We start from the raw sequence: 19,574 nt of genomic DNA, 5'->3' as shown, positions 1-19,574 counted from the left end.
TGTTTATAAGGAAAGGGTATGAGTCAAATTCAGACCATTAAGCATCACGGTGTTCGACCGAGTGATGAGATACTGACAAAAATGTCTCAGTTGCTGACGCGCTTAACGCCCTATGATGGCTTCTTTCGTTTGGTCGATGAGCAGGTCAATGTGGCACGTTATTCAAAGCCAACCACGGAAAAGACATGCTTGTTAGCGGAGCCCAGTTTTTGCATCGTGCCTCAAGGGGCCAAGTACGTTTCAGTGATGCAGTCCGGCATTGAGTATGTGGAAGATGCCAGCACTATGGTGGTATATGCGGCAGAGATTCCGCTGGATTTGAAAATCACCAAAGCCAGTGCGGAAGAGCCGTATTTCTGCCTAATGTTGCCACTGTCGCCACAGAAAATTCATGAGCTAGCATTAAAAGTGTACCCAAATGGCCTACCCAAAGCAGACAAGGTAAGCACTGTCTATGTGGCGGATACGGACCAGCAGATTTTAAAAGCCTGTGTACGCTTACTGGAGCTGGTAAGCGAGCAAGAGCATGTTGAATTACTGGCACCCTTGGTATTGGAAGAGATCTTTATTCGCCTGTTAAAAAGCCCAGTGGGGCCTGCTATTGCCCAGATTGGTGTAACTGACTCCCACGCGGAAAAAGTCAGCAAAGCCATTACTTGGCTAAAAGACCACTACGCTGAACCGGTGAAGATGGAGGAACTGGCCAAGCTTACGGGCATGAGTGTGTCATCGTTTCACAGCCACTTTAAAGCCATTACCGCCATGAGCCCTTTGCAGTATCAGAAAACGGTACGATTGCAGCGTGCTCGGAATCTGATGCGCACGCAAATGATGGATGTGAGTCGAGCCGCCTATGAAGTAGGGTATGCCAGCTCATCACAGTTCAGCCGTGAATACACCCGTGCCTTTGGGGTCGCACCCAGTCGTGACGTTCAGACAAGATAACCTGATGGGACAGCGTCAGGTTAGTCTTCACCTTCCTTCATATTTTTCAAACGTTTACTCAGTGCCGGCTGAGAAATCCCCAACATACGTGCTGCCAATGATTGGTTTTGATTGGCACGGTTCATGGCTTCTTCCACCAACAGCTTACTTAGCTGGGTCAAGGTGGGTAGTGGTTGGTCTTCTGGAAAGCGTACCGCACGCTCAAACACATCCACTGATGCATTGCCCAGCAGCTGCTGGAACACGCTGATATTTAAGCCAGCTTGATCACTTTGGCTCACGGCATCGTAAACCAACGCCCTAAGCTCACGCACATTGCCAGGAAAGCTGTACTGCTGTAATTGCAGGGCCAGATTGCTAGGAATACTAACGGGCTCCTTTTGCAATTCCTCACAGGCCTGGCGCATAAAGTGGTCGATGAGCAATGGCAAATCATTCATTCGCTCGCGCAAAGGCGGAATCGACACCATATGGGTGCGTAAACGATAGTATAAATCTTTGCGGAATTTGCCCTGTTTTTGTTGCTCAACTAAGTCTTGGTGAGTGGCGACTATGACACGGGCTTGAATGCGTTTAGGACGGTCACTGCCAATCGGATAGTATTCGCCTTCCTGTAATAGACGCAGTAGTTTCACTTGAGAAGTCGAACTTAAATCGCCAATCTCATCAAGGAACAGGGTGCCACCGGCGGCACTTTCGACCAAGCCTTGACGTACTTTATCGGCCCCAGTAAAGGCGCCGCGGGCATGTCCAAATAGGGTGTCAGAGAAAATATTATCGTCTAAGCCTGCCACATTGACAGTGACTAAGGGGCCGCGACGGCCGCTTAGTTCATGAATGGCTCCGGCGATCAGCTCCTTGCCGACACCACTTTCACCGGTAATTAAAACCGGTTGGCTACTGCTAGCAATCGATTCTAAGTAGCGAAAGGTCGACATCATGTTGGGATCGGCCGTAATAAAGTCAGCAAAGTGATCGGCTTTACCCAGTTCACTTGAAAGCAGTTGCGCCCGTAGCGCTTGGTTTTCAAGACTTAACTCTTGAGTGTGAATGGCACGTTTGATGGCTTCTAAAATCTGTTCTTGATCAGCGGTTTTGACGATGTAATCGAATGCCCCTTGCTTAACGCAGTTCACCGCGGCGTCGACTTGGTTCAAGCCACTAAAGATGATCACACTCACATCTGGGTATTCTTCTGTTAACCAAGCGAGCAGCTCCTGTCCCGAGATCACTGGCATGGTCAGATCCAGCAGTACCAGACCGACGGAATGCTCCGCCATTAAGCCTTGAACCTTATGGGGTTCAGAGCAGGTGAGGATGTTATTTAAACCGTAGCGTTCCAAGGTCAACGACATGCTGCGCAAAAACGAAGGCTCGTCGTCCACCAATAGAATCTTAAATTGCGGATAGGCCAGCTGGTTCAAATGAAATTCCTCTTAGCGGCGGATGGGGTTAAAGAATCGGAAAGGTAACGATCGCCGTTGTACCTTGCCCCACGGTTGATTCAAACGATAGGCGTCCTTTGTGGGCTTTTATAATGCCGGCAGACACCGATAAGCCAAGGCCTGTGCCCCCTGTTTCTCGCTTGGTAGTAAAGAATGGATCGGTTAAGCGAGGTAAGGCGTCTTTGGCAATGCCACAGCCTTGGTCTTCCACTACCAGCAATGCTTCTTTTTGATCGGCACTTAGGGTCGTGGTTAACGTTAGGCTAGCAGATTTGTCGGAGAGGGCATCGCAAGCGTTTAAAATCAGGTTAATGATAACCTGTTCAATGCGCTGTGGGTTACCTGTGATATGTGGTTGGCGCTGATCCAAATGTAATGTGAAGTGGTCGGTGGCACCGCGAATGGACTTATCCACTAAGCGTACCGCTGTTTGGGTGACATGGTTAAGGTCTACGTCCTGCCAAATTTCGTCCGGCTGTTCTCGGGCAAAGTCTTTTAAATCGTTGACGATATTGCGAATGCGATCGGTGCTGTGTTGCATTTCGTCCAACAAATAAGGGATTTCAGCTTTCAGGCGTTGATACGACAAGCCGCCCAACGCAATACCATTTTGTTGCTGGTTGACTTCATCTAGATAGGGTAGAGCATCTTCCCAAGCGCTGCGTAGGATAGGCAAGTTGAGCATCAATAGCCCAGTTGGGTTATTAATCTCATGGGCCACCCCTGACACCAGTACCCCGAGAGAAGCCATCTTGTCAGCCTGAATCAGTTGCTCTTGCTGAGCCTTAATTTGTTTAGAGCGACGCTCTACTTCTTTGCGCAGCATATTATTCCAAATCATGCTGCCGCCTAAGATAAACAATAGGGCGAGGATGGCGTAGAAGGCGTATTGACCAATCTTTTTCCACGGCCATTTTGACTGTTCCAAGGTACCAAACCATTTATCGTAAATCGCTTGCTGGCGACCGGTATTTTTCAGAATGGCGAGGCCTTCACTAAATAAAGCAATCAACTCTTCGTTTTTCGGTAGCGCACCATAACTAAGGCGTTGACCCGCTACGGGACGGGCAATGGGCTCAAGGTTACTAAGCCCCATTTCTTGACTGAGATACAAGCTCGGTGAGTTAGCGGTTAGAGCAAAATCATGTTTGCCAGAGGCGAGTAAGCGCAGCGCTGCCGAGTGGGTTGGCGCGGGAATAATCATGGCATCGGGCACATTACGACGCAGATATTCATGCATGATGCTGCCTTGCTGCACGATCACCTCATAACCAGACACATCCTGAATGTCGTCCACATGGGGGCCGTCTTTACGGGCGAACAGGGATTGGTTCACGATCGAGTGCGGCGGTGAAAAGATAATATTCTGCGCGCGCTCATCCGAGTAGGCCATGTTCTGTAGGGCATCGTAAGTGCCATCGAGCAAACCATCGTAAGCGCTTTGCCAATCGGTCATGGTCAGATCAATGTCAAAGCCCATGACTTCGGCAATGGCGTAGCTGAGTTCAACGGTATAACCGGTTGGATTGCCATCTTCATCAATAAATTCATAGGGCGGGTAATTGTAATCTGCACCAATATGCACTGTCCGCTTTAGCGACGCCGCGCTGGGACCAAGTCGTGTCTCGGCATAGGACCATTGAGCAAAACACATTAGGCTCAACAGACTGATCAGTAGGGTTTTCATCTGTGCAAAAGATCTACAAATCGAATTAGGGTGGGCATCTTAACCAGTCTTTCGGGCAATGAGAAGAGGGGGATAGGGCTGGTTAAAGTCGCGCCCATAACAAAAGTTATAGCTATAAAAAAGGTTATAGCGCTCTTTGCAGCCCCCAATTTTAAAGGCCAGGGCCTATGCATTGACCTGTATTTTATCAAACTTATAACTATAGTTATAAAGCATGCGCTTAACGAAATGGCTTTTAAGTCTTAAAAAGTTATTGTTAATCAATGTGTTATGAGGTTTTCAGGGAGTTGGCATTGTCCTTGCCATAAGTAACCTCGTTTTTACGATCTCATAACAAAAAAATGACACAACGAGGAATTTTCAATGAAGAAAGCAATGCTTAAAACGGTCTTAGCAACAACCTTCGCAGCCGCAGCAACTTTGTCGGTTGCGGAAGATACCCAATTCGTTTCTATCGGTACCGGTGGTGTAACGGGCGTTTACTACCCTGCAGGCGGCTCTATCTGTCGTATGATCAATAAAGATCGTAAAGAGCACGGTATTCGTTGTTCAGTCGAATCCACGGGTGGTTCAGGTTACAACGTTAACAGTATCCGTGCCGGCGAGCTTGAGTTTGGTGTGGCGCAGTCTGATGTGCAAGCCGCAGCGATCCAAGGTAAAGGCCAGTTTGAAGGTAATCCATTTCCTGAGCTACGTTCAGTATTCTCTCTTCATCCAGAGCCAATCCATTTGATGGCACGTGCGGATTCTGGCATTCAGTCATTTGATGATCTAAAAGGCAAGCGAGTTAATATCGGTAACCCAGGTTCCGGTAACCGTTCCATGATGGAACTGCTGATGGCGGAAAAAGGCTGGACCACAGCAGACTTCGCTTTTGCTGCTGAGCTTAAATCGTCGGAAATGTCGCAAGCACTATGTGACGACAAGTTTGATGTGACTATCTTTGTAGCGGGTCTACCAAACGGTTCTGCGCAAGAAGCGACGACGACCTGTGACGTGCGCATGATCCCACTAGACGGTGAAGTAGCGGCAAGTATTCAAACTAAACATGCAGAATTCTCGAAAGCCATCATTCCTGGTGGCATGTACAACGGTAACCCAAATGACGTGATCACTTTCGGTCCTAAGGCGACCATCGTGACCTCTGCTGACGTGTCAGACAAAGTGGTTTATCAAATGACTAAAGCGGTGTTTGAAAACTTTGATGCCTTTAAGCGTCTACACCCAGCGTTCGCGCCATTGCAACCACAAGAAATGGCCACCTCTTCATTGGTAGCGCCTCTGCACCCTGGTGCTGAGAAGTACTACCGTGAGCAAGGTCTATTGAAGTAACCCCTAGCTGCTTTATTTACCTGCTCTTTAAAGCGCCTTCCCTGTAGGAGGGCGCTTTTTCTTCTTTTCGTCAGCACTTAGGTAACTACTATGTCGACAGAAAACTCTACAGCAATGGATACTGATAAGCTTAATGAAATGGTGGCCGAAGCGGACACGGGTAAGCGTGCTCCCCACGGCCGATTTGCATTAGGCTTATTGTTCCTCGTACCGCTTTGTTGGTCTTTGTTTCAGCTTTGGATCGGTTCACCGCTACCATCGCAATTTGGTTTTGGTTTCTTAAACGATACCCAATCCCGTGCTATTCACTTGGCCTTTGCCGTGACACTGGCGTTTATGGCGTTTCCTGCCTTTCGCAGTAGTCCGACCAAACATATTCCGATTTTTGATTACGCTCTGGCGGTAATCGGCGCTTTCTGTGCGTCCTACTTATTTTTATTCAATGATGAGTTGGCGATGCGACCAGGCTTGCCAACCACCATGGATTTGGTGGTGGCAGGTGTAGGTTTGTTGTTGACCCTAGAAGCAGCGCGTCGCTCTTTAGGGCCACCGCTGATGATGGTGGCGATTGTCTTCCTGCTCTATGTATTCTTTGGCGATTCGTCTTGGTTGCCGGAGATTTTGCGTTGGAAAGGGGCGTCATTTGAAAAGGCCATGACCCATATGTGGCTGACCACTGAAGGGGTCTTTGGTATCGCCTTAGGGGTATCGTCTGGCTTTGTCTTCCTATTTGTTTTGTTCGGTGCTTTATTGAACCAAGCAGGTGCCGGTAACTACTTTATCCAAGTGGCGTTTGCTCTGTTAGGCCATATGCGCGGAGGCCCAGCAAAAGCGGCAGTATTGTCATCTGCCATGACAGGTTTGATTTCTGGTTCGTCGATTGCCAACGTGGTAACCACAGGTACCTTCACCATTCCATTGATGAAAAAAGTCGGCTTTAGTCCTGAGAAAGCTGGTGCGGTTGAAGTGTCGTCATCGGTGAACGGTGTGATCATGCCACCGGTCATGGGGGCAGTAGCCTTCTTAATGGTGGAATACGTCGGCATTCCTTACATCGAAGTGGTGAAACATGCATTCTTGCCAGCCACCATTTCCTACATTGCTTTGTTGTACATAGTGCACCTTGAAGCGCTCAAGGCGGACATGCGTGGTTTACCGCGTTCAACGCCAGCGCGTCCTTGGAAAGTCGCTCTATTACGCTCAGGTATCATTATCTCGAGCATGATGATTCTGGCAGGGGCTCTGTACTACCTAGTGGTGGCGATTAAGTGGGCCTTGGGGGACTGGTCGAATCTTGGTTTGTTATTGCTCGTGGTGTTTGGCTACTTTGCTTTGCTGTATATCTCGGCTCAGTCCAAAGATCTGGACATGGGCGATACCAATGGTGAGATCGTTAAGCTGCCAGTGTTTGCTGAGATTTACCGTTCTGGTCTTTACTATCTGGTACCGCTGATCGTCTTGGTGTGGTTCTTGATGGTGGAGCGCAAATCCCCAGGCTTATCTGCGTTCTGGGCAAGCATGCTGATGGCATTTGTGTTGATTACGCAAAAGCCACTCAAAGCTTGGTTCCGCCAACATGGCGGTATTGGCACTCAGTTCAAAGAAGGCGTTTGGGACTTGATTGAAGGTCTCAATACCGGTGCCCGCAATATGATTGGTATCGGTGTGGCAACGGCAACGGCGGGTATCATCGTCGGTACCGTGACACTAACCGGTGTTGGTCAAGTGATGGCCGAATTTGTCGAGCTGATCTCTGGTGGCGTGCTGATCATCATGTTGTTGATGGTAGCGCTGATCTCTCTTGTATTGGGGATGGGTCTGCCTACCACAGCGAACTACATTGTTGTGTCATCTTTGATGGCCAGTGTGGTCGTGGAGCTGGGTGCACAATCTGGCTTGATCGTGCCAATGATCGCCATCCATATGTTCGTGTTCTACTTCGGTATTATGGCGGATGTGACGCCACCGGTGGGCTTGGCTTCCTTTGCGGCCGCAGCGGTATCGGGTGGTGATCCGATTAAAACGGGCTTCACGGCGTTCTTCTACTCTATGCGAACCGCCTTGTTGCCATTCTTGTTTATCTTCAACACTGACTTATTGTTGATTGATGTGACCTGGTATCAGGGTGTTGTGGTGTTCTTTGTCGCACTGGCCGCGATGCTGATCTTTGCCGCCGCGACACAGGGCTACTTCTTTGCGCGCAGTAAGCGTTGGGAAAGTGCCATCCTGTTATTAGTGGCATTCACCTTGTTCCGTCCTGGTTTCTGGTTGGATCAAATCATTGCGCCGCACGAACATTACCAAGGCTCTGAGTTGACGCAATACATTGAGCAGCACCCGAATCTGGCGAGTGTTCGTTTGGCGGTAGAAGGAGAAAACCTCGATGGCCGCTGGATTGAGAAAACAGTGGATCTACCGCTTAGTGCAGAAGGGGATGCAAGCGATCGTTTAGCGCAAGGTGCAGGCCTTGAAGTGCGCGATGAAGACGGCCGCTTATATATTGATAACATTGCTTGGGGCAGCGTTGCAGAGCAAATGCAGCTTGATTTCGATTGGGAAATCACCGGCTTTGATGTCGAGAATGATCGTCCGGCGAAAGAGTGGTTCTTTATTCCAGCGTTCCTATTGGTAGTGTGGATTATCCGCCGTCAGAAGAAGCGTTTGACTGCTTAGATCTTTCTAGCACTTTGAAAAACCGGAGCTTGCCTCCGGTTTTTTGTTTTTGTGTCTCGTGTCATCATAAGCGCAGATTATCTTGAATCAGATATGGATAATATATAAGTTAAATCTAATTTAATATTTTACAACTAGGAAGGAGATCTTATGAACATTGCGGCTGAGTCCCTAGCAACACCCGAGATTTATCGCTTGTTGGTGGGTGGTGTGACGCCCCGACCGATTGCTTGGATCAGTACTGTCTCAGAATCGGGTGTCCATAACCTTGCGCCGTACTCATTTTTTAGTGTCGTCAGTGTCAATCCTCCGGTATTGAGTTACACCCAAGTGAATCCGCAAACAGGGGAAGATAAAGACACTTTGAAAAACTTGATTAGCACCAAGGAGTGTGTGGTGCATATCGTGGATTCGGCGGCGTTGGAGAAGATGAACCTAACCTGTGCCAATCTATCACCCGAGCAAAGTGAATTTGATTTTGCAGACATCGAGTCTGAACCAAGTCAAATGGTCGCACCTCTGTCGGTTACGGACGCTCCAGTGCGTTACGAGTGTCGTCTGCGCGAAGTGATGCGAATTGGCGAGCAACCTGGTAATGGCAGCCTAGTGCTTTTGGACGTGGTGTCTGTGTATGTAGCCGATCATTTGTACCAAGACGGTGCTATTAATCAGAAGGCTTTGGACAGTGTTGGCAAGATGGGCGGTGACTTTTACAGCTTTACCAAAGAGCTTGAGGCTCTGGCGCGACCATAATCGGCTATTCAGATAATTCGAGAAGCATCGCCTGCGTGACAGTAGACGATGCCGGATTCGCTAAGTCTTAGCCAACCATTAGGATAACGCTTGGTGCTTTGAACAGAGCGCAGGCTTGGTTGCCGACCGCTAGGCCTAATTCTTTGGCACTAGTATTGGTAACAATCGCGCTCACACGTTGACCGCCACCAATGTCCAATGTGATGTCTGAGTTTACGGCACCGGTTTCGATGTTTGAAATCGTACCGACTAGTTTGTTACGAGCGCTGGTTACCACGCTCGTGTCACTGCTCAAAATAACTGACGAAGCCTTGATCAGTGCTGTGCATTCTTTGCCAACCGCTAGACCAAGGTTTTTAGCACTTTCTTGGGTGACGATGGCAACAACTGATTGGTCGGCTCCGATGTTTAGAATGACTTCTGAATTGACCGCACCATCATTTAGTTCGGTGATTGTGCCTAGGAATTGATTACGAGCGCTAGTTTTCATGATGTTTCTCTTTATGGTTTAAGTCATTAGACCTATGGGTGTTCTCGAGTTTGCTCGATCTGGCTGAATGGCTGACCTAAGGAGTCAATAACAGTCAGTTTAAAGAAGGGGAAGGCTAGCAAAGAAATGTCTGAGGTTAGGCTTCCTGCCGTTCGCATCATTCCTTTCGTAATCATTATTCGGATGCGTCTTTGGATCGATTTAAGTTGGGAGTGGCGTGCTTAAACAGGCTTCTATCTCACCGTCGGTGATTATAAAAAAGTTTCAGTCTGTTGTTTAGGGTATTTGCACCATAATGATGCAAATATGTCGCAAATACATCGGTAATGGTAGTGAAATGCCCTCTATAATGAAGAGACTGTGGCTGTGGTCACGAATAATAAAACCCTTAGGAAGGCTGCATGCAAACACCGAGTTTGGTAACAATCGCTCCGTTAACCCTTGAGCATCATGAGGCGCTGCAACAATTGCGCGTACGTCCAGAGCAAGAGGAATTTGCCGTGCCCAATGCGCTCACCCTTGCTCAGCTACTAAAGGATCATGAGTTGCCGTTCGTCATGTTAAAAGATGAGTTATTGGTAGGCTTTTTCTTTCTCGACTTGGAGTACTCAGTACAGCATGATTTTTGTCCTGACTACGGTGCGGGGGTGCGCATGGTAATGGTCGATCAAACTTATCAGGGACAAGGCATTGCGACCCAAGCTCTACGCCAGTTACCACAATGGGTACAGCAGTTCTATCCGAATATTACGGAACTTTATTTAACGGTGAATTGCCGAAATCCTGGGGCTTATCATTGCTATGAAAAGTGCGGTTATCAAGACACAGGTGAACTGTATTTGGGTGGGCCGGTGGGGCCGCAGCACATTATGCGTTGCTTAATTAACTAATTTTTTAGAAAACCGCCCACATTAGAATGTGGTGCGCTAAGCTGAAACAAAGATATCAGTAGATTGTGAGAGCATATGTCCAATAAAGCGTTACCACTGCAAAAGCTGGTGGATATTGAATGCTTGACTGAGGTATTGGATGACTTCTACAAGATGAGTTCTGAGATTGCTTTCTTGATGGATAGCAAAGGCAATGTTATTGCTCAAGCTCAACTGACTAAGTTCGACATTGATTCGACTCGAGTCTACAAGCGCGAAGTTTCTATTGCAGGTTGTGAGACCTTTTCCATATCTGTGTTGGCGCGAGGTGCTTGTTCTGATATCAGCCTGCTACCGCCAAACATTAGCGCCTTATTAAACTCTCTTGTGCGTCTGCTTCGACTTGAGGTTTCGGCCAAGCTTGCGAGCATTCAACAAGCTCACTTTTTAGAGCAAGAGTCGTTTTCACTTCGAGAGGTGCTACACACCTCGCCAATGGCAATTGGTTGGTCGAATTCCCTAACGGGAGAAATAGAATACATCAACCCCGCATTTGAAAAGCTTTTCGGCTACCAGCATGACGAGATTCCTACTCTAGAGGATTGGTTTGCCAAGGCATTTCCTGATGTGAACTACCGGAATTCGGTTTTGATGCCTTGGTATGAAGCGAGTCGCAAAGCTCAGCATACAGGGGACTTTAGCAAAACTTGCTCGTTGGTAGTGACCTGTAAAGATGGCTCATTACGTCATGTAGAATTAAACGTGACCTACATGGGGGAGCGTCGCTTGGTCAATTACAGCGATGTCACCGATCATTTTAATATCCAAGAGCGTTTGGAGATTAATACTAAGTTGCTAGAAATGGTGGCTAAAGGTGAAAAACTGAAAGCCATCATGTTGGCATTGGTGGAGCATGTGCAAGCGGAACTGCCGGATTCCATCTGCAGTGTGTTATTAATGGATGACAATAACCGCTTAAGAAGTTACGTCGGACCGAATTTACCTGCGGCCTACATGAAAGCGATTGATGGCATCCCACCGGGGCCGAGTCTCGGTTCCTGTGGCACTGCTGCTTATCGAAAGGAACGAGTCATCGTTGCAGATATTTATCGTAGTGAGCTATGGAAGAACTTTACGCATTTAGCCGACTTAGCCAAGGTGAAATCTTGTTGGTCAGATCCTATTTTATCCAGTGCGGGTGACGTGCTGGGAACCTTTGCGATCTATTATCCTTACCCTTCAATGCCCACTGAAAAGCATCTTGAACTGATTGATTTTGCTAGCAATCTAGCCAGCGTGGCGATTGAAAATCGTCGTGGTCAACAGGCCCTTGAGCGACGTGCAAACTTTGATCATTTGACGGGGCTTGCAAACCGCGGTCACTTCTTTCAATCCTCCGAGCAAGCGCTAGAGGCTTTGATGATAGATAATGCTTTGTACTGCATGCTGATGCTGGACATTGATCACTTCAAATTGGTGAACGATCGCTTTGGCCATAAATCAGGCGATAAGGTGCTTATTCAAGTGGCTAAGGTGATGTTAGATATTGTCGATGACGTCGACTTAGTAGGGCGCATTGGTGGTGAAGAGTTTGCCATCATGCTACCGGATATGAATAAACAAAAAGCGCTCGATATTGCTGAGCAGATCCGACTGGCGGTTGAGGCTTTGTCGATTCAAGTGGGCGATAATCAAACTGTACAAGTGACCCTTTCTGCGGGCGTGGCTCAAAGCCGCGAGGAAGGGGAAGTGGACATCAGTATTGACCGTCTATTTGGTCGGGCTGATGAGGCTTTATATCAAGCCAAGTCGTTGGGGCGCAATCGGGTGGAAGTGTTTTCAAAAAGTGCCCGCACCCAAGCATAAAAAAGCCGCCAATGCAGAGCAAGGCGGCTTTCGGTCATTGCATTAGCCGTTACTGAGCGGCTTTGCCTTCATCAATACTGCGCTGAATGATCGGTGAAATAGTAGAGCCTTGTACGATGATGGAGAAGATCACCACTATGTAGGTCACGACAACGATTAAGGTATGATAATCCGAGTCGTTAATCATGACTTCACCTTGTGGAATGGAAGCCGCCATTGCTAGCGCCAAGCCGCCACGCAAACCGCCCCAGGTTAAGATTTTCACCGAATGAGGATCGTAGTCGCGGAAACGGCGGAAGATCTTGTACATGGCGCCAACACTGATAAAGCGCGCTAACAGTACCGCAGGAATCATTAATAGACCTAAGCCAACTTGTTCCCAAGTGACGGGCAGTACCACTACCAACAGACCGATCAAGATGAACAATAAAGAGTTCAAAAACGCATCAATGGTGTGCCAGAAATGATGCATAGTCGTTTGGCTGGTCTCTGAGAAGCCCTTGGTGTGTGTCACGTTACCAATAAAGATACCGCTGACCACCATGGCTAATGGACCTGAAATGCCAATCACGTTTGCTAAAGCATAGCCTGCTGTTGGGATACACAGAGTAATCAAAAGCTCGATACTGGTGTCATGGCTTGAACGAATTAACCAGTGTGCGATCAGTGCAATGACTAGACCAAATACCACACCGCCAACGGCGTCAACCAAGAACAGTTCAGCAACACCAGAGAAGGTCGGTGTTTCACCAGAAAAGGCAAGGGCGAAAATGGTGGTAAAGACTACCAAGCCAATACCGTCGTTAAATAGAGATTCCCCTTCGACTTGAACCGAAATGCGCTCAGGCGCGTTCATTTTCTTAATGATGGCCAGCACCGCAATCGGGTCGGTTGGACTGATCAAGGCACCAAACAGTAAGCAGTAGATGAACGGTAGATTCCAGCCTAAAAGGTGCAATGCACCGTAGCAAAGGGCGCCGACAATAAAGGTCGAAATGATGGTGGAGACAAACGCCATGATGGCGATTTCCCATCGTTGATGGCGTAACAGCTTTAAGTCAATTTCAAGTGCGCCGGCAAACAGTAAGAAACCGAGCATGCCGTTAAGGAGCAACATATTAAAGTTGAGGCTGGCGACGGAGGTGCTGATCGCCTCGGTGAAACTGTTGTCATAAAACTGAGTAAATCCCATCAGCAGCAATGAGATGACAACCGAGCCCGTGGTGATGGCAATGGTGGTTTGCAGTTTTAAAACATATTGGTTACTGAATGCGATTAAGATCGCGACAACGGATAAAAGGCAGAGGAAGTACCAAGCGTTCATATAATTCCCATAAGTTGGCAAGCATGTTTACAACTAAACGCCCACGAGCGAAGGGAAGGGGTGGGTGCTTGTAGGGAAAGCAGACGGTCGACGCTTAGTTTTAAACACGAGAACGACGGCTAGTATATGCCCCTAAACTTTAAAAGTTCCGGTTTTTTTAGCTAATCCTATAAAAACACTTATTTTAGTTAAATAAGTAAACAAAACGTTAAAAAGTCTTGCATTGCTATAAGTCGGGCTTATGAAATTGCAATGGCGGCGGGAAAGAAGTAGGAAGCGTGTATGGAGAGGGATGCGCCTGCCTAGACAGCAGGCGCGAACAGATTCTTATGCGAATACGAAGTATTTGCGAACTGTTTCAACAACTTCCCAAGTGCCTTTCATGCCTGGCTCGATTACGAACACGTCGCCGCCTTTAAGGTGCTTTGGCTCTTCGCCTTCAGGAGTGATGATGCAGTAACCTTCTAGGAAGTGGCAGAATTCCCACTTGTCGTAGGCAACTTCGAATTTACCAGGAGTACAGATCCAAGTACCCATGATTTTGCTGCCATCTTCAGATAGGTAAGCGTTTAGGTTAACTGTGTGTGGTTCGCCTTCAATGCGTTTCCATTTAGTCGCATCAACAACAGGAGTTGGGCAAGTTTCGCGCATTACAGTAATGAAATCAGACATGACAGTTCCATTTAATTGAGTGAGTGATACTGCATTGTAGAGTGCTCTAGGGGACTTGGGTTGCCTCGTTCCGACCAAATGTTGTGTGATTCGTGTCGTATTGCCCTAGTTGGATCAAGCTTGGCATGAAAATGTCATGTGCCGATCATCAAAGTATGCTTCTATAATTTAAGTGAAAGGCTTATTAGCAGAGGAGAGTCCAAGTGGAAGTGACGCTTGAGGGGTTATTTGGTAATCGTATTTTAGCGGTTGCTGGCGCTTATAAAGACGTAGAAATATCGGATGATATGGAAATTGCGATTTGTGGTGTTGAGTTTCTTTCCGACACAGAATTAGTGCTGTCTTTGCCAAAAGGCCATCAATTACTCCCTGAACAGCTGATTACGATCCACTTGGATAATCGTACCGGCGTGTCTGAATACGATGCAGATTTAAAAGTTTACCGTGGCTCGTTTAAGGGCAAGGTAACGAACACTAAGGCCTTTTCCGTGACGGTAGAAGCACTGGAATATCAGGTGTACTACGGCATTACCGTGGTAAAAGAGTACCGCGCGCCAAATTATGACTTTCCTGTGGATGCGCGCCCGGTGCAGGCATTGCCCATTTCTCCGCTCGAGAGTCTACCGGAGATCGACTTGGAAGAGTCTGATAATAAAATCGGTGTCTTATTTAGTTATGCCATGAATCAGCCGCATTCGACGGTGATGGCGTTCTTATCCAGTGCCAACGACGATATTTTCTTCATCACCTTTAAAGGTACGTTTAAAGAACAAATCTTAAAGCGTGAGCCTCAGGCTTACTTTGCCATCGATGGTCGAGCGACCTTTACCTTCGAACATGCCATTGAGTGGAACTACAGCATTGTTGCCGGAGAGGTGTATCAAATCCCCAAAGGCAGTGCGTTATTTGAAGCGGTGCGCGATAGTTTTATTGAAAAGAATCCTTGGGAAATGGGCTTTTTCAGCCATCCGGACGTGGAAATGTTCCACCTGCAAGCTGGCCGTATCATTTGTCCCACACAACAGCATTAATCTTGTTAAAAATGGCCGATGATCGGCCATTTTTTTTGCGCAGGTAAATTCAACTTGTGAAGCTTCTGTTTTTCTTCCTTCTGGTTCATATGTCGTAAAATGGACGTCAGACTGCAAAATATGCTCCCCAAAAGAGATAAATTGACTAGCGTCAAAATGATGCTTTTAAAGTTAACCTATTAGCGACATCTTTAACCAAAAGTATTCTTGTTTTTAGCCTTAAAACCCCTTCCTGAATTTATGTTCACTATTCTGACTTGATATATATCAATATTTTTCAATAACTTTCATGTTACCAATTGAAATAAGACGCTAATGGACTGAATGGATAACTAGCACCATTTGCGACATAAATACTGTCTCTATGTGTCGCTTATTAGAATATGCGAATATTAGAAATGTGTAATTATGTAATTATTGTGTAAGAAAAAGTCGTAAGCAGGGTATGCGACCGATCCGATACAGATGGTGGTGCTTTGAGTGGCGCTCTTACTGGTGACAGTAAGGTGTGATTCAAGACACTTGTCGCGGCAACCTCGTGTTGCTCGTATGAAAAGAAGAAAGGAACGAATTACATGAAAGGCATGCAAAACAAGTTCAAAACATTGCTTTCAACGGCTATTGCGACAGCCTGCTTGATGAGTGCCAGTGCGGATGCATTGACGCTTCGTCTAGCGACTGACTCAGGTACTGCAGGTTCTCCAGCGGGTGATGCTCTAAAAAAATGGGGTGAGCTGATTGAACAAAAATCGAACGGCGAAATTGAAACGCGCGTTTTCTACCAAAACGAACTAGGTGGTCAGCAAGAAGTATTCGACCTACACGTTGCCGGTGATGTGGACGTAATGTTGAACTGGCCAATGACGTCATACGACAAGCGTATCGGCGTTATCTACACGCCTTACATGACGCTTTCTTGGGATGAAGCGCTAAAAGCCTACAGCCCAGGTGGTTGGGTAAACAACATGCTAGGTGGCGTTTACCAAGATATCGGTTTGAAATTCTTTGGCCCTTGGCCAGAAGGCTTTAACGGCGTTGGTTCACGCGGCAAATACGCGCTAAACATCAAAGACGCTGATGGCCTAAAAGTACGTACCATGACGGTATTCCCAGCACCACAAACGATGCAAGCACTAGGTTACCAAACCGCTGCTATCGACTGGGGTGAAGTTTACACAGCGCTACAAACTGGCGTAGTAGACGGTGAAGCTGGCAACGTTATCTACTGGGATTACGAGTACTTCCGTGACTCTCTAGATTACTACGTACAAACGAAACACTTCTTCATGACAGGCGTTCTATCTATGAACCTAGATGCTTGGGAAAGCATGTCAGAAGAAGAGCAGAAGATTGTCCAAGAAGCAGCCACTGAAATCATGAACGATCAGTTCAAAGCGGCGAAAGAGCAAGACGATCACTACATCGCTGAAGCGCAAAAAGCGGGTATGGAATACTTTGAGCCAAGCGACGAGCAAATTCGTGAGTTCGCCAAAGCGGCTCGTGAAAAAGTATGGCCACTAATGGATGACGAGATTGGCTCTGAGATCATGGATGTGATCCGCAAAAATGCTTCACCTTTATAAGCTCTAACTGTTGAAGTAACTCCTTTTAGACCAGCCCGTATCGGGCTGGTTTTTTCTTAAACTGGAGCAATGATGTTTACGTTTTTTTCTAATTTAGATAAACGTGTCGGTTGGCTGTTGGAGGCGGCGGCATTTGTGTCGAGCCTGTTAGTGGTTGGCCTGATGCTGTTTTTAGTACTCGCTCGTTATGTATTTGGCTGGTCTATCGTGGGCTTGCTTGAGCTCATTATGTTGTTTGGTATGTGGTTGTACATGCTGGGTGGTTTGATCGCTAGTCGCCGCAATGAGCATCTTGTGGTGGATTTCGTAGAATTAAAAATTACCGATGAGCGCATGAAATTAATGCATAAGGCATTGATTTCATTGATTACCTTCGCCATCTGTGTGTTCTTTGTTGTGTTGTCTTACCGTATGTTGGCGTGGGGGATGCGCCGTCCACAATCTTCTCCAGGTATGGGAATTCCTTTATGGCTGCCACAGGCTTCGATCATGATGGCGGCGATTGGTTGTACATGTTACTCACTGCGTGACTTTATTTGTTCTGTTGCCAGTGCGCGTCGTTTAAGTAAAGAGGTTCAGTAGTATGGATGGTTTAATTGCAGTTGGCCTGCTGATGCTATTGATGATCATTGGGGTGCCAGTCGCTTGGTCATTTGCTGGTGTCTTGGCGTACTTGGTGTATGCCTACGATGCCAATTTAAATACCTTGATGTTGCAAGGTTACCGTTCATTAGATTCGGTGATTTTGATCGCTTTACCATTGTTTGTATTAACCGGTTACCTGATGCAAAGCGGTGGTATCGCCAAGCGTCTGGTGGACTTTATCGAAGTCATGATCGGTAAGCGCCGTGGCGGTATGGGTGCATCCATGGTGGTGGCGTCTGGTATTTTTGGTGCGATTGCGGGTACCGCAACGGCTGCGGTAGCGTCTATCGGTACCATTATGATTGGGCCATTGGAACAACGTGGTTATCCTCGTGGGTACTCGTCTGCGCTATTGGGTATTTCGTCGTTGTTGGGGATCTTGATCCCACCATCGATCACCATGATTCTGTTTGCCGTGGTAACACGTCAGTCCGTGGCAGCTTGTTTTGCCGCATCGATCGGTCCTGCGTTTTTATTGATTATTGGTCTAATTATCGCGAACCGTTTTAGTGTTGGTCGCTTCTTTGATGAGATTAACAACGCTGCCACGGAAGGAATGGAAAAAGCGCCAAGTAAAGCCCGCGCTACGTTACGTGCTTTCCCTGCCTTGTCGTTGCCAATCATCATCCTAGGTGGTATCTACGGTGGTATTTTCACGCCAACCGAAGCGGCAGCGGTAGCCGCTTTTGCTGCCATGATTATTGGTTTCTTTATCTACAAAGACTTAACCGTTAAACGTTTCTCACGCAGTGTAGTGTCGGCTGCAGAAACAACGGGTACGGTGATTTTGATCTTGCTATTCAGCTTTATGATCGGCCGTATTTTGGCGATGGAACGTATTCCGCAAGATCTAACGCAATTGGTTAGCTCGCTGATTGAAAACCCATTGCTGATTTTGATTGCGGTGAACGTATTCCTAATCATCGCTGGTATGATCATGGACGACGTATCGGTAACTGTGGTGGTTGCACCTTTGTTTATGCCGTTGATGGTGGATAGCGGTGTACACCCTGTGCACTTTGCTTCAATCGTGGCCTGTTCAGTCGTTATCGGTGCTAACAGCCCGCCGGTCGCGCCCATTCTCTATATGGCGTGTCGTATCGGTCAGGTGTCGATTCACCGCACCGTGATGCCAGCGTTGGCGTTGATGGGCTTTGTGGCCATGCCGGTAATGTTAATTACCACTTTTGTGCCTGAACTATCTTTGTTCTTGCCACGTCTGCTTGGCTTTGTTTAAGACAAGATTTGTGGAGAAAGGCTAAAAAGTATAACGGTCTCTTGATCAGTACTTTGAATAGAAAAAGCCAGTCACTCTGTGGGTGACTGGCTTTTTCTTTGTCTTATCGTTTTAAAGTCGGATTACCACTTCATTTCGCCAGTGGCGACCTTGGCACCGATGAATAAGCCATCCGTTGGTTTTAAGTCAGGATAGGCTGCCTTCATGGCCTCAACAAGATCATTTGAATTGCTGGCTTGATCTAATTTAGACACAAACGTTTTGATGTAATCACGGGTAAATTCTGCTGCACTTGCCCCACTTGGCAGTTCGCCGACGTAATGGCCCGGTACTACTGTGTTTGGGTTAAGAGCGACGATTTCATTCATGGTATCGATACGATGTTGACGTGCAGCTTGAGTTTGGCTATCTGCCATCCACACATGCAAACCGCTCGACACGGCGACGCCACCAAACACGGTTTTTTCAGAAGGGGCCCATAGGTAGGCATCTGCTGTGTTAATAGCCTTAATTTCAATGGCTTTGCCATCTAACGTTAGACTAGTGGTGTTGTTGATCTTAGGCACAATCACTTTCGCTGGTGCAGCGTCGCCCAAAATGGGTCCCCAGTAAGCCAATTTTTGATCTTTGGTTTCTTCAATGTGATGCACCACATATTCACTGGCAATGACTTCTACATTAGGGAAGGCATCAACAATGGTTTCAAGGCCAAAGTAGTAGTCAGGGTCACCGCCACTGATGTAGACCTGCTTCAGGGTTTTGTTGCTGGCTTTGATCAAATCTACTAGCTTCTGGGCGTTTTTCGTATCAAACTGAGCGTCCACCAAAATCGCTTCTTTTTCGCCCACTAATAGCTCAGAAGATACCGGGAAAATGCCATTCTGAGCGGCATTGTAAACTTCAACTTCGAACGCTTGAGCATTGGAAACGGCTAGGGTTAGAGCGCTGACAGCTAGGGCAGTGGTCAATGACTTTTTCATTCTTAAAACCTCGTGGTGAAATGGAATGAGAAAAGTATATTG

16 protein-coding genes are annotated in these 19,574 nt (G+C 47.2%); 10 read left to right on the top strand and 6 right to left on the bottom strand.

Translation table 11 applies throughout. From position 1 onward, the window contains the following. Positions 1-18 precede the first annotated feature (18 nt). Entirely contained in the window at positions 19-945 is a 927-nt protein-coding gene (locus ACOSVP_RS05200) for an AraC family transcriptional regulator (RefSeq protein ID WP_487346428.1), read from the top strand. A gap of 20 nt (positions 946-965) precedes the next feature. Here ACOSVP_RS05200 and ACOSVP_RS05195 read toward each other — a convergent pair whose 3' ends face one another. Together ACOSVP_RS05195 and ACOSVP_RS05190 are read right to left on the bottom strand one after the other, a co-directional pair. Next, positions 966-2,369, bottom strand: a complete 1,404-nt coding sequence (locus tag ACOSVP_RS05195) for a sigma-54-dependent transcriptional regulator (RefSeq protein WP_487346427.1) — start codon at positions 2,367-2,369, stop codon at positions 966-968. Positions 2,370-2,397: 28 nt separating this feature from the next. After that, entirely contained in the window at positions 2,398-4,077 is a 1,680-nt protein-coding gene (locus ACOSVP_RS05190) for a transporter substrate-binding domain-containing protein (protein ID WP_487346426.1), read from the bottom strand. A gap of 363 nt (positions 4,078-4,440) precedes the next feature. On the opposite strand from ACOSVP_RS05190, the gene ACOSVP_RS05185 reads away from it, so the two are divergent. The 3 genes from ACOSVP_RS05185 to ACOSVP_RS05175 all read left to right on the top strand — a co-directional run bounded on the left by ACOSVP_RS05185 (position 4,441) and on the right by ACOSVP_RS05175 (position 8,835). Continuing rightward, positions 4,441-5,409, top strand: coding sequence for a TAXI family TRAP transporter solute-binding subunit (locus ACOSVP_RS05185; protein WP_487346425.1), 969 nt, complete (start codon positions 4,441-4,443; stop codon positions 5,407-5,409). 90 nt (positions 5,410-5,499) lie between these two features. After that, a complete protein-coding gene (locus ACOSVP_RS05180) occupies positions 5,500-8,082 on the top strand; it encodes a TRAP transporter permease (protein WP_487346424.1) in 2,583 nt (860 codons plus the stop codon). Positions 8,083-8,232: 150 nt separating this feature from the next. Beyond that, a complete protein-coding gene (locus ACOSVP_RS05175) occupies positions 8,233-8,835 on the top strand; it encodes a flavin reductase family protein (RefSeq protein WP_487346423.1) in 603 nt (200 codons plus the stop codon). 67 nt (positions 8,836-8,902) lie between these two features. Here ACOSVP_RS05175 and ACOSVP_RS05170 read toward each other — a convergent pair whose 3' ends face one another. Further along, on the bottom strand, positions 8,903-9,325 hold the full coding sequence (locus ACOSVP_RS05170) for a TOBE domain-containing protein (RefSeq protein WP_487346422.1): 423 nt from the start codon (positions 9,323-9,325) through the stop codon (positions 8,903-8,905). Positions 9,326-9,726: 401 nt separating this feature from the next. Here ACOSVP_RS05170 and ACOSVP_RS05165 point away from each other — a divergent pair, with 401 nt between their 5' ends. After that, positions 9,727-10,215 (top strand): GNAT family N-acetyltransferase, encoded by a 489-nt coding sequence (locus tag ACOSVP_RS05165; RefSeq protein WP_487346421.1) that lies wholly within the window; start codon positions 9,727-9,729, stop codon positions 10,213-10,215. A 75-nt stretch (positions 10,216-10,290) separates the two neighbouring features. Next, positions 10,291-12,060, top strand: a complete 1,770-nt coding sequence (locus ACOSVP_RS05160) for a diguanylate cyclase (protein ID WP_487346420.1) — start codon at positions 10,291-10,293, stop codon at positions 12,058-12,060. Between the two features lie 49 nt (positions 12,061-12,109). Here ACOSVP_RS05160 and ACOSVP_RS05155 read toward each other — a convergent pair whose 3' ends face one another. Further along, complete coding sequence (locus ACOSVP_RS05155) at positions 12,110-13,384, bottom strand: cation:proton antiporter (protein WP_487346419.1); 1,275 nt, start codon at positions 13,382-13,384, stop codon at positions 12,110-12,112. A gap of 327 nt (positions 13,385-13,711) precedes the next feature. Further along, entirely contained in the window at positions 13,712-14,056 is a 345-nt protein-coding gene (locus ACOSVP_RS05150) for a cupin domain-containing protein (protein ID WP_055461276.1), read from the bottom strand. 203 nt (positions 14,057-14,259) lie between these two features. Between ACOSVP_RS05150 and ACOSVP_RS05145 the strand changes: the two genes are divergently transcribed. From ACOSVP_RS05145 to ACOSVP_RS05130, 4 genes are all read left to right on the top strand, one after another. Further along, positions 14,260-15,087 carry a pyridoxamine 5'-phosphate oxidase family protein gene (locus ACOSVP_RS05145; RefSeq protein ID WP_487346418.1) on the top strand — a complete coding sequence of 276 codons (828 nt, stop codon included), beginning with the start codon at positions 14,260-14,262 and terminating at the stop codon, positions 15,085-15,087. Positions 15,088-15,662: 575 nt separating this feature from the next. Further along, positions 15,663-16,670 carry a TRAP transporter substrate-binding protein DctP gene (gene dctP, locus ACOSVP_RS05140; RefSeq protein WP_487346417.1) on the top strand — a complete coding sequence of 336 codons (1,008 nt, stop codon included), beginning with the start codon at positions 15,663-15,665 and terminating at the stop codon, positions 16,668-16,670. Positions 16,671-16,739: 69 nt separating this feature from the next. Continuing rightward, positions 16,740-17,252: a TRAP transporter small permease gene (locus ACOSVP_RS05135; RefSeq protein WP_487346416.1), complete on the top strand. Its 513-nt coding sequence runs from the start codon at positions 16,740-16,742 to the stop codon at positions 17,250-17,252. A 1-nt stretch (position 17,253) separates the two neighbouring features. Next, complete coding sequence (locus ACOSVP_RS05130) at positions 17,254-18,552, top strand: TRAP transporter large permease (RefSeq protein WP_487346415.1); 1,299 nt, start codon at positions 17,254-17,256, stop codon at positions 18,550-18,552. Positions 18,553-18,674: 122 nt separating this feature from the next. Here the strand turns inward: ACOSVP_RS05130 and ACOSVP_RS05125 are convergent, their stop codons facing one another. Beyond that, positions 18,675-19,532, bottom strand: coding sequence for an MBL fold metallo-hydrolase (locus ACOSVP_RS05125; RefSeq protein ID WP_487346414.1), 858 nt, complete (start codon positions 19,530-19,532; stop codon positions 18,675-18,677). Positions 19,533-19,574 lie beyond the last annotated feature (42 nt).

Source organism: Marinomonas sp. HM11-D (genome assembly GCF_057626615.1).
Note: the sequence above shows the minus strand (reverse complement) of the source record. Positions and strands in the feature narration are given on the sequence as shown.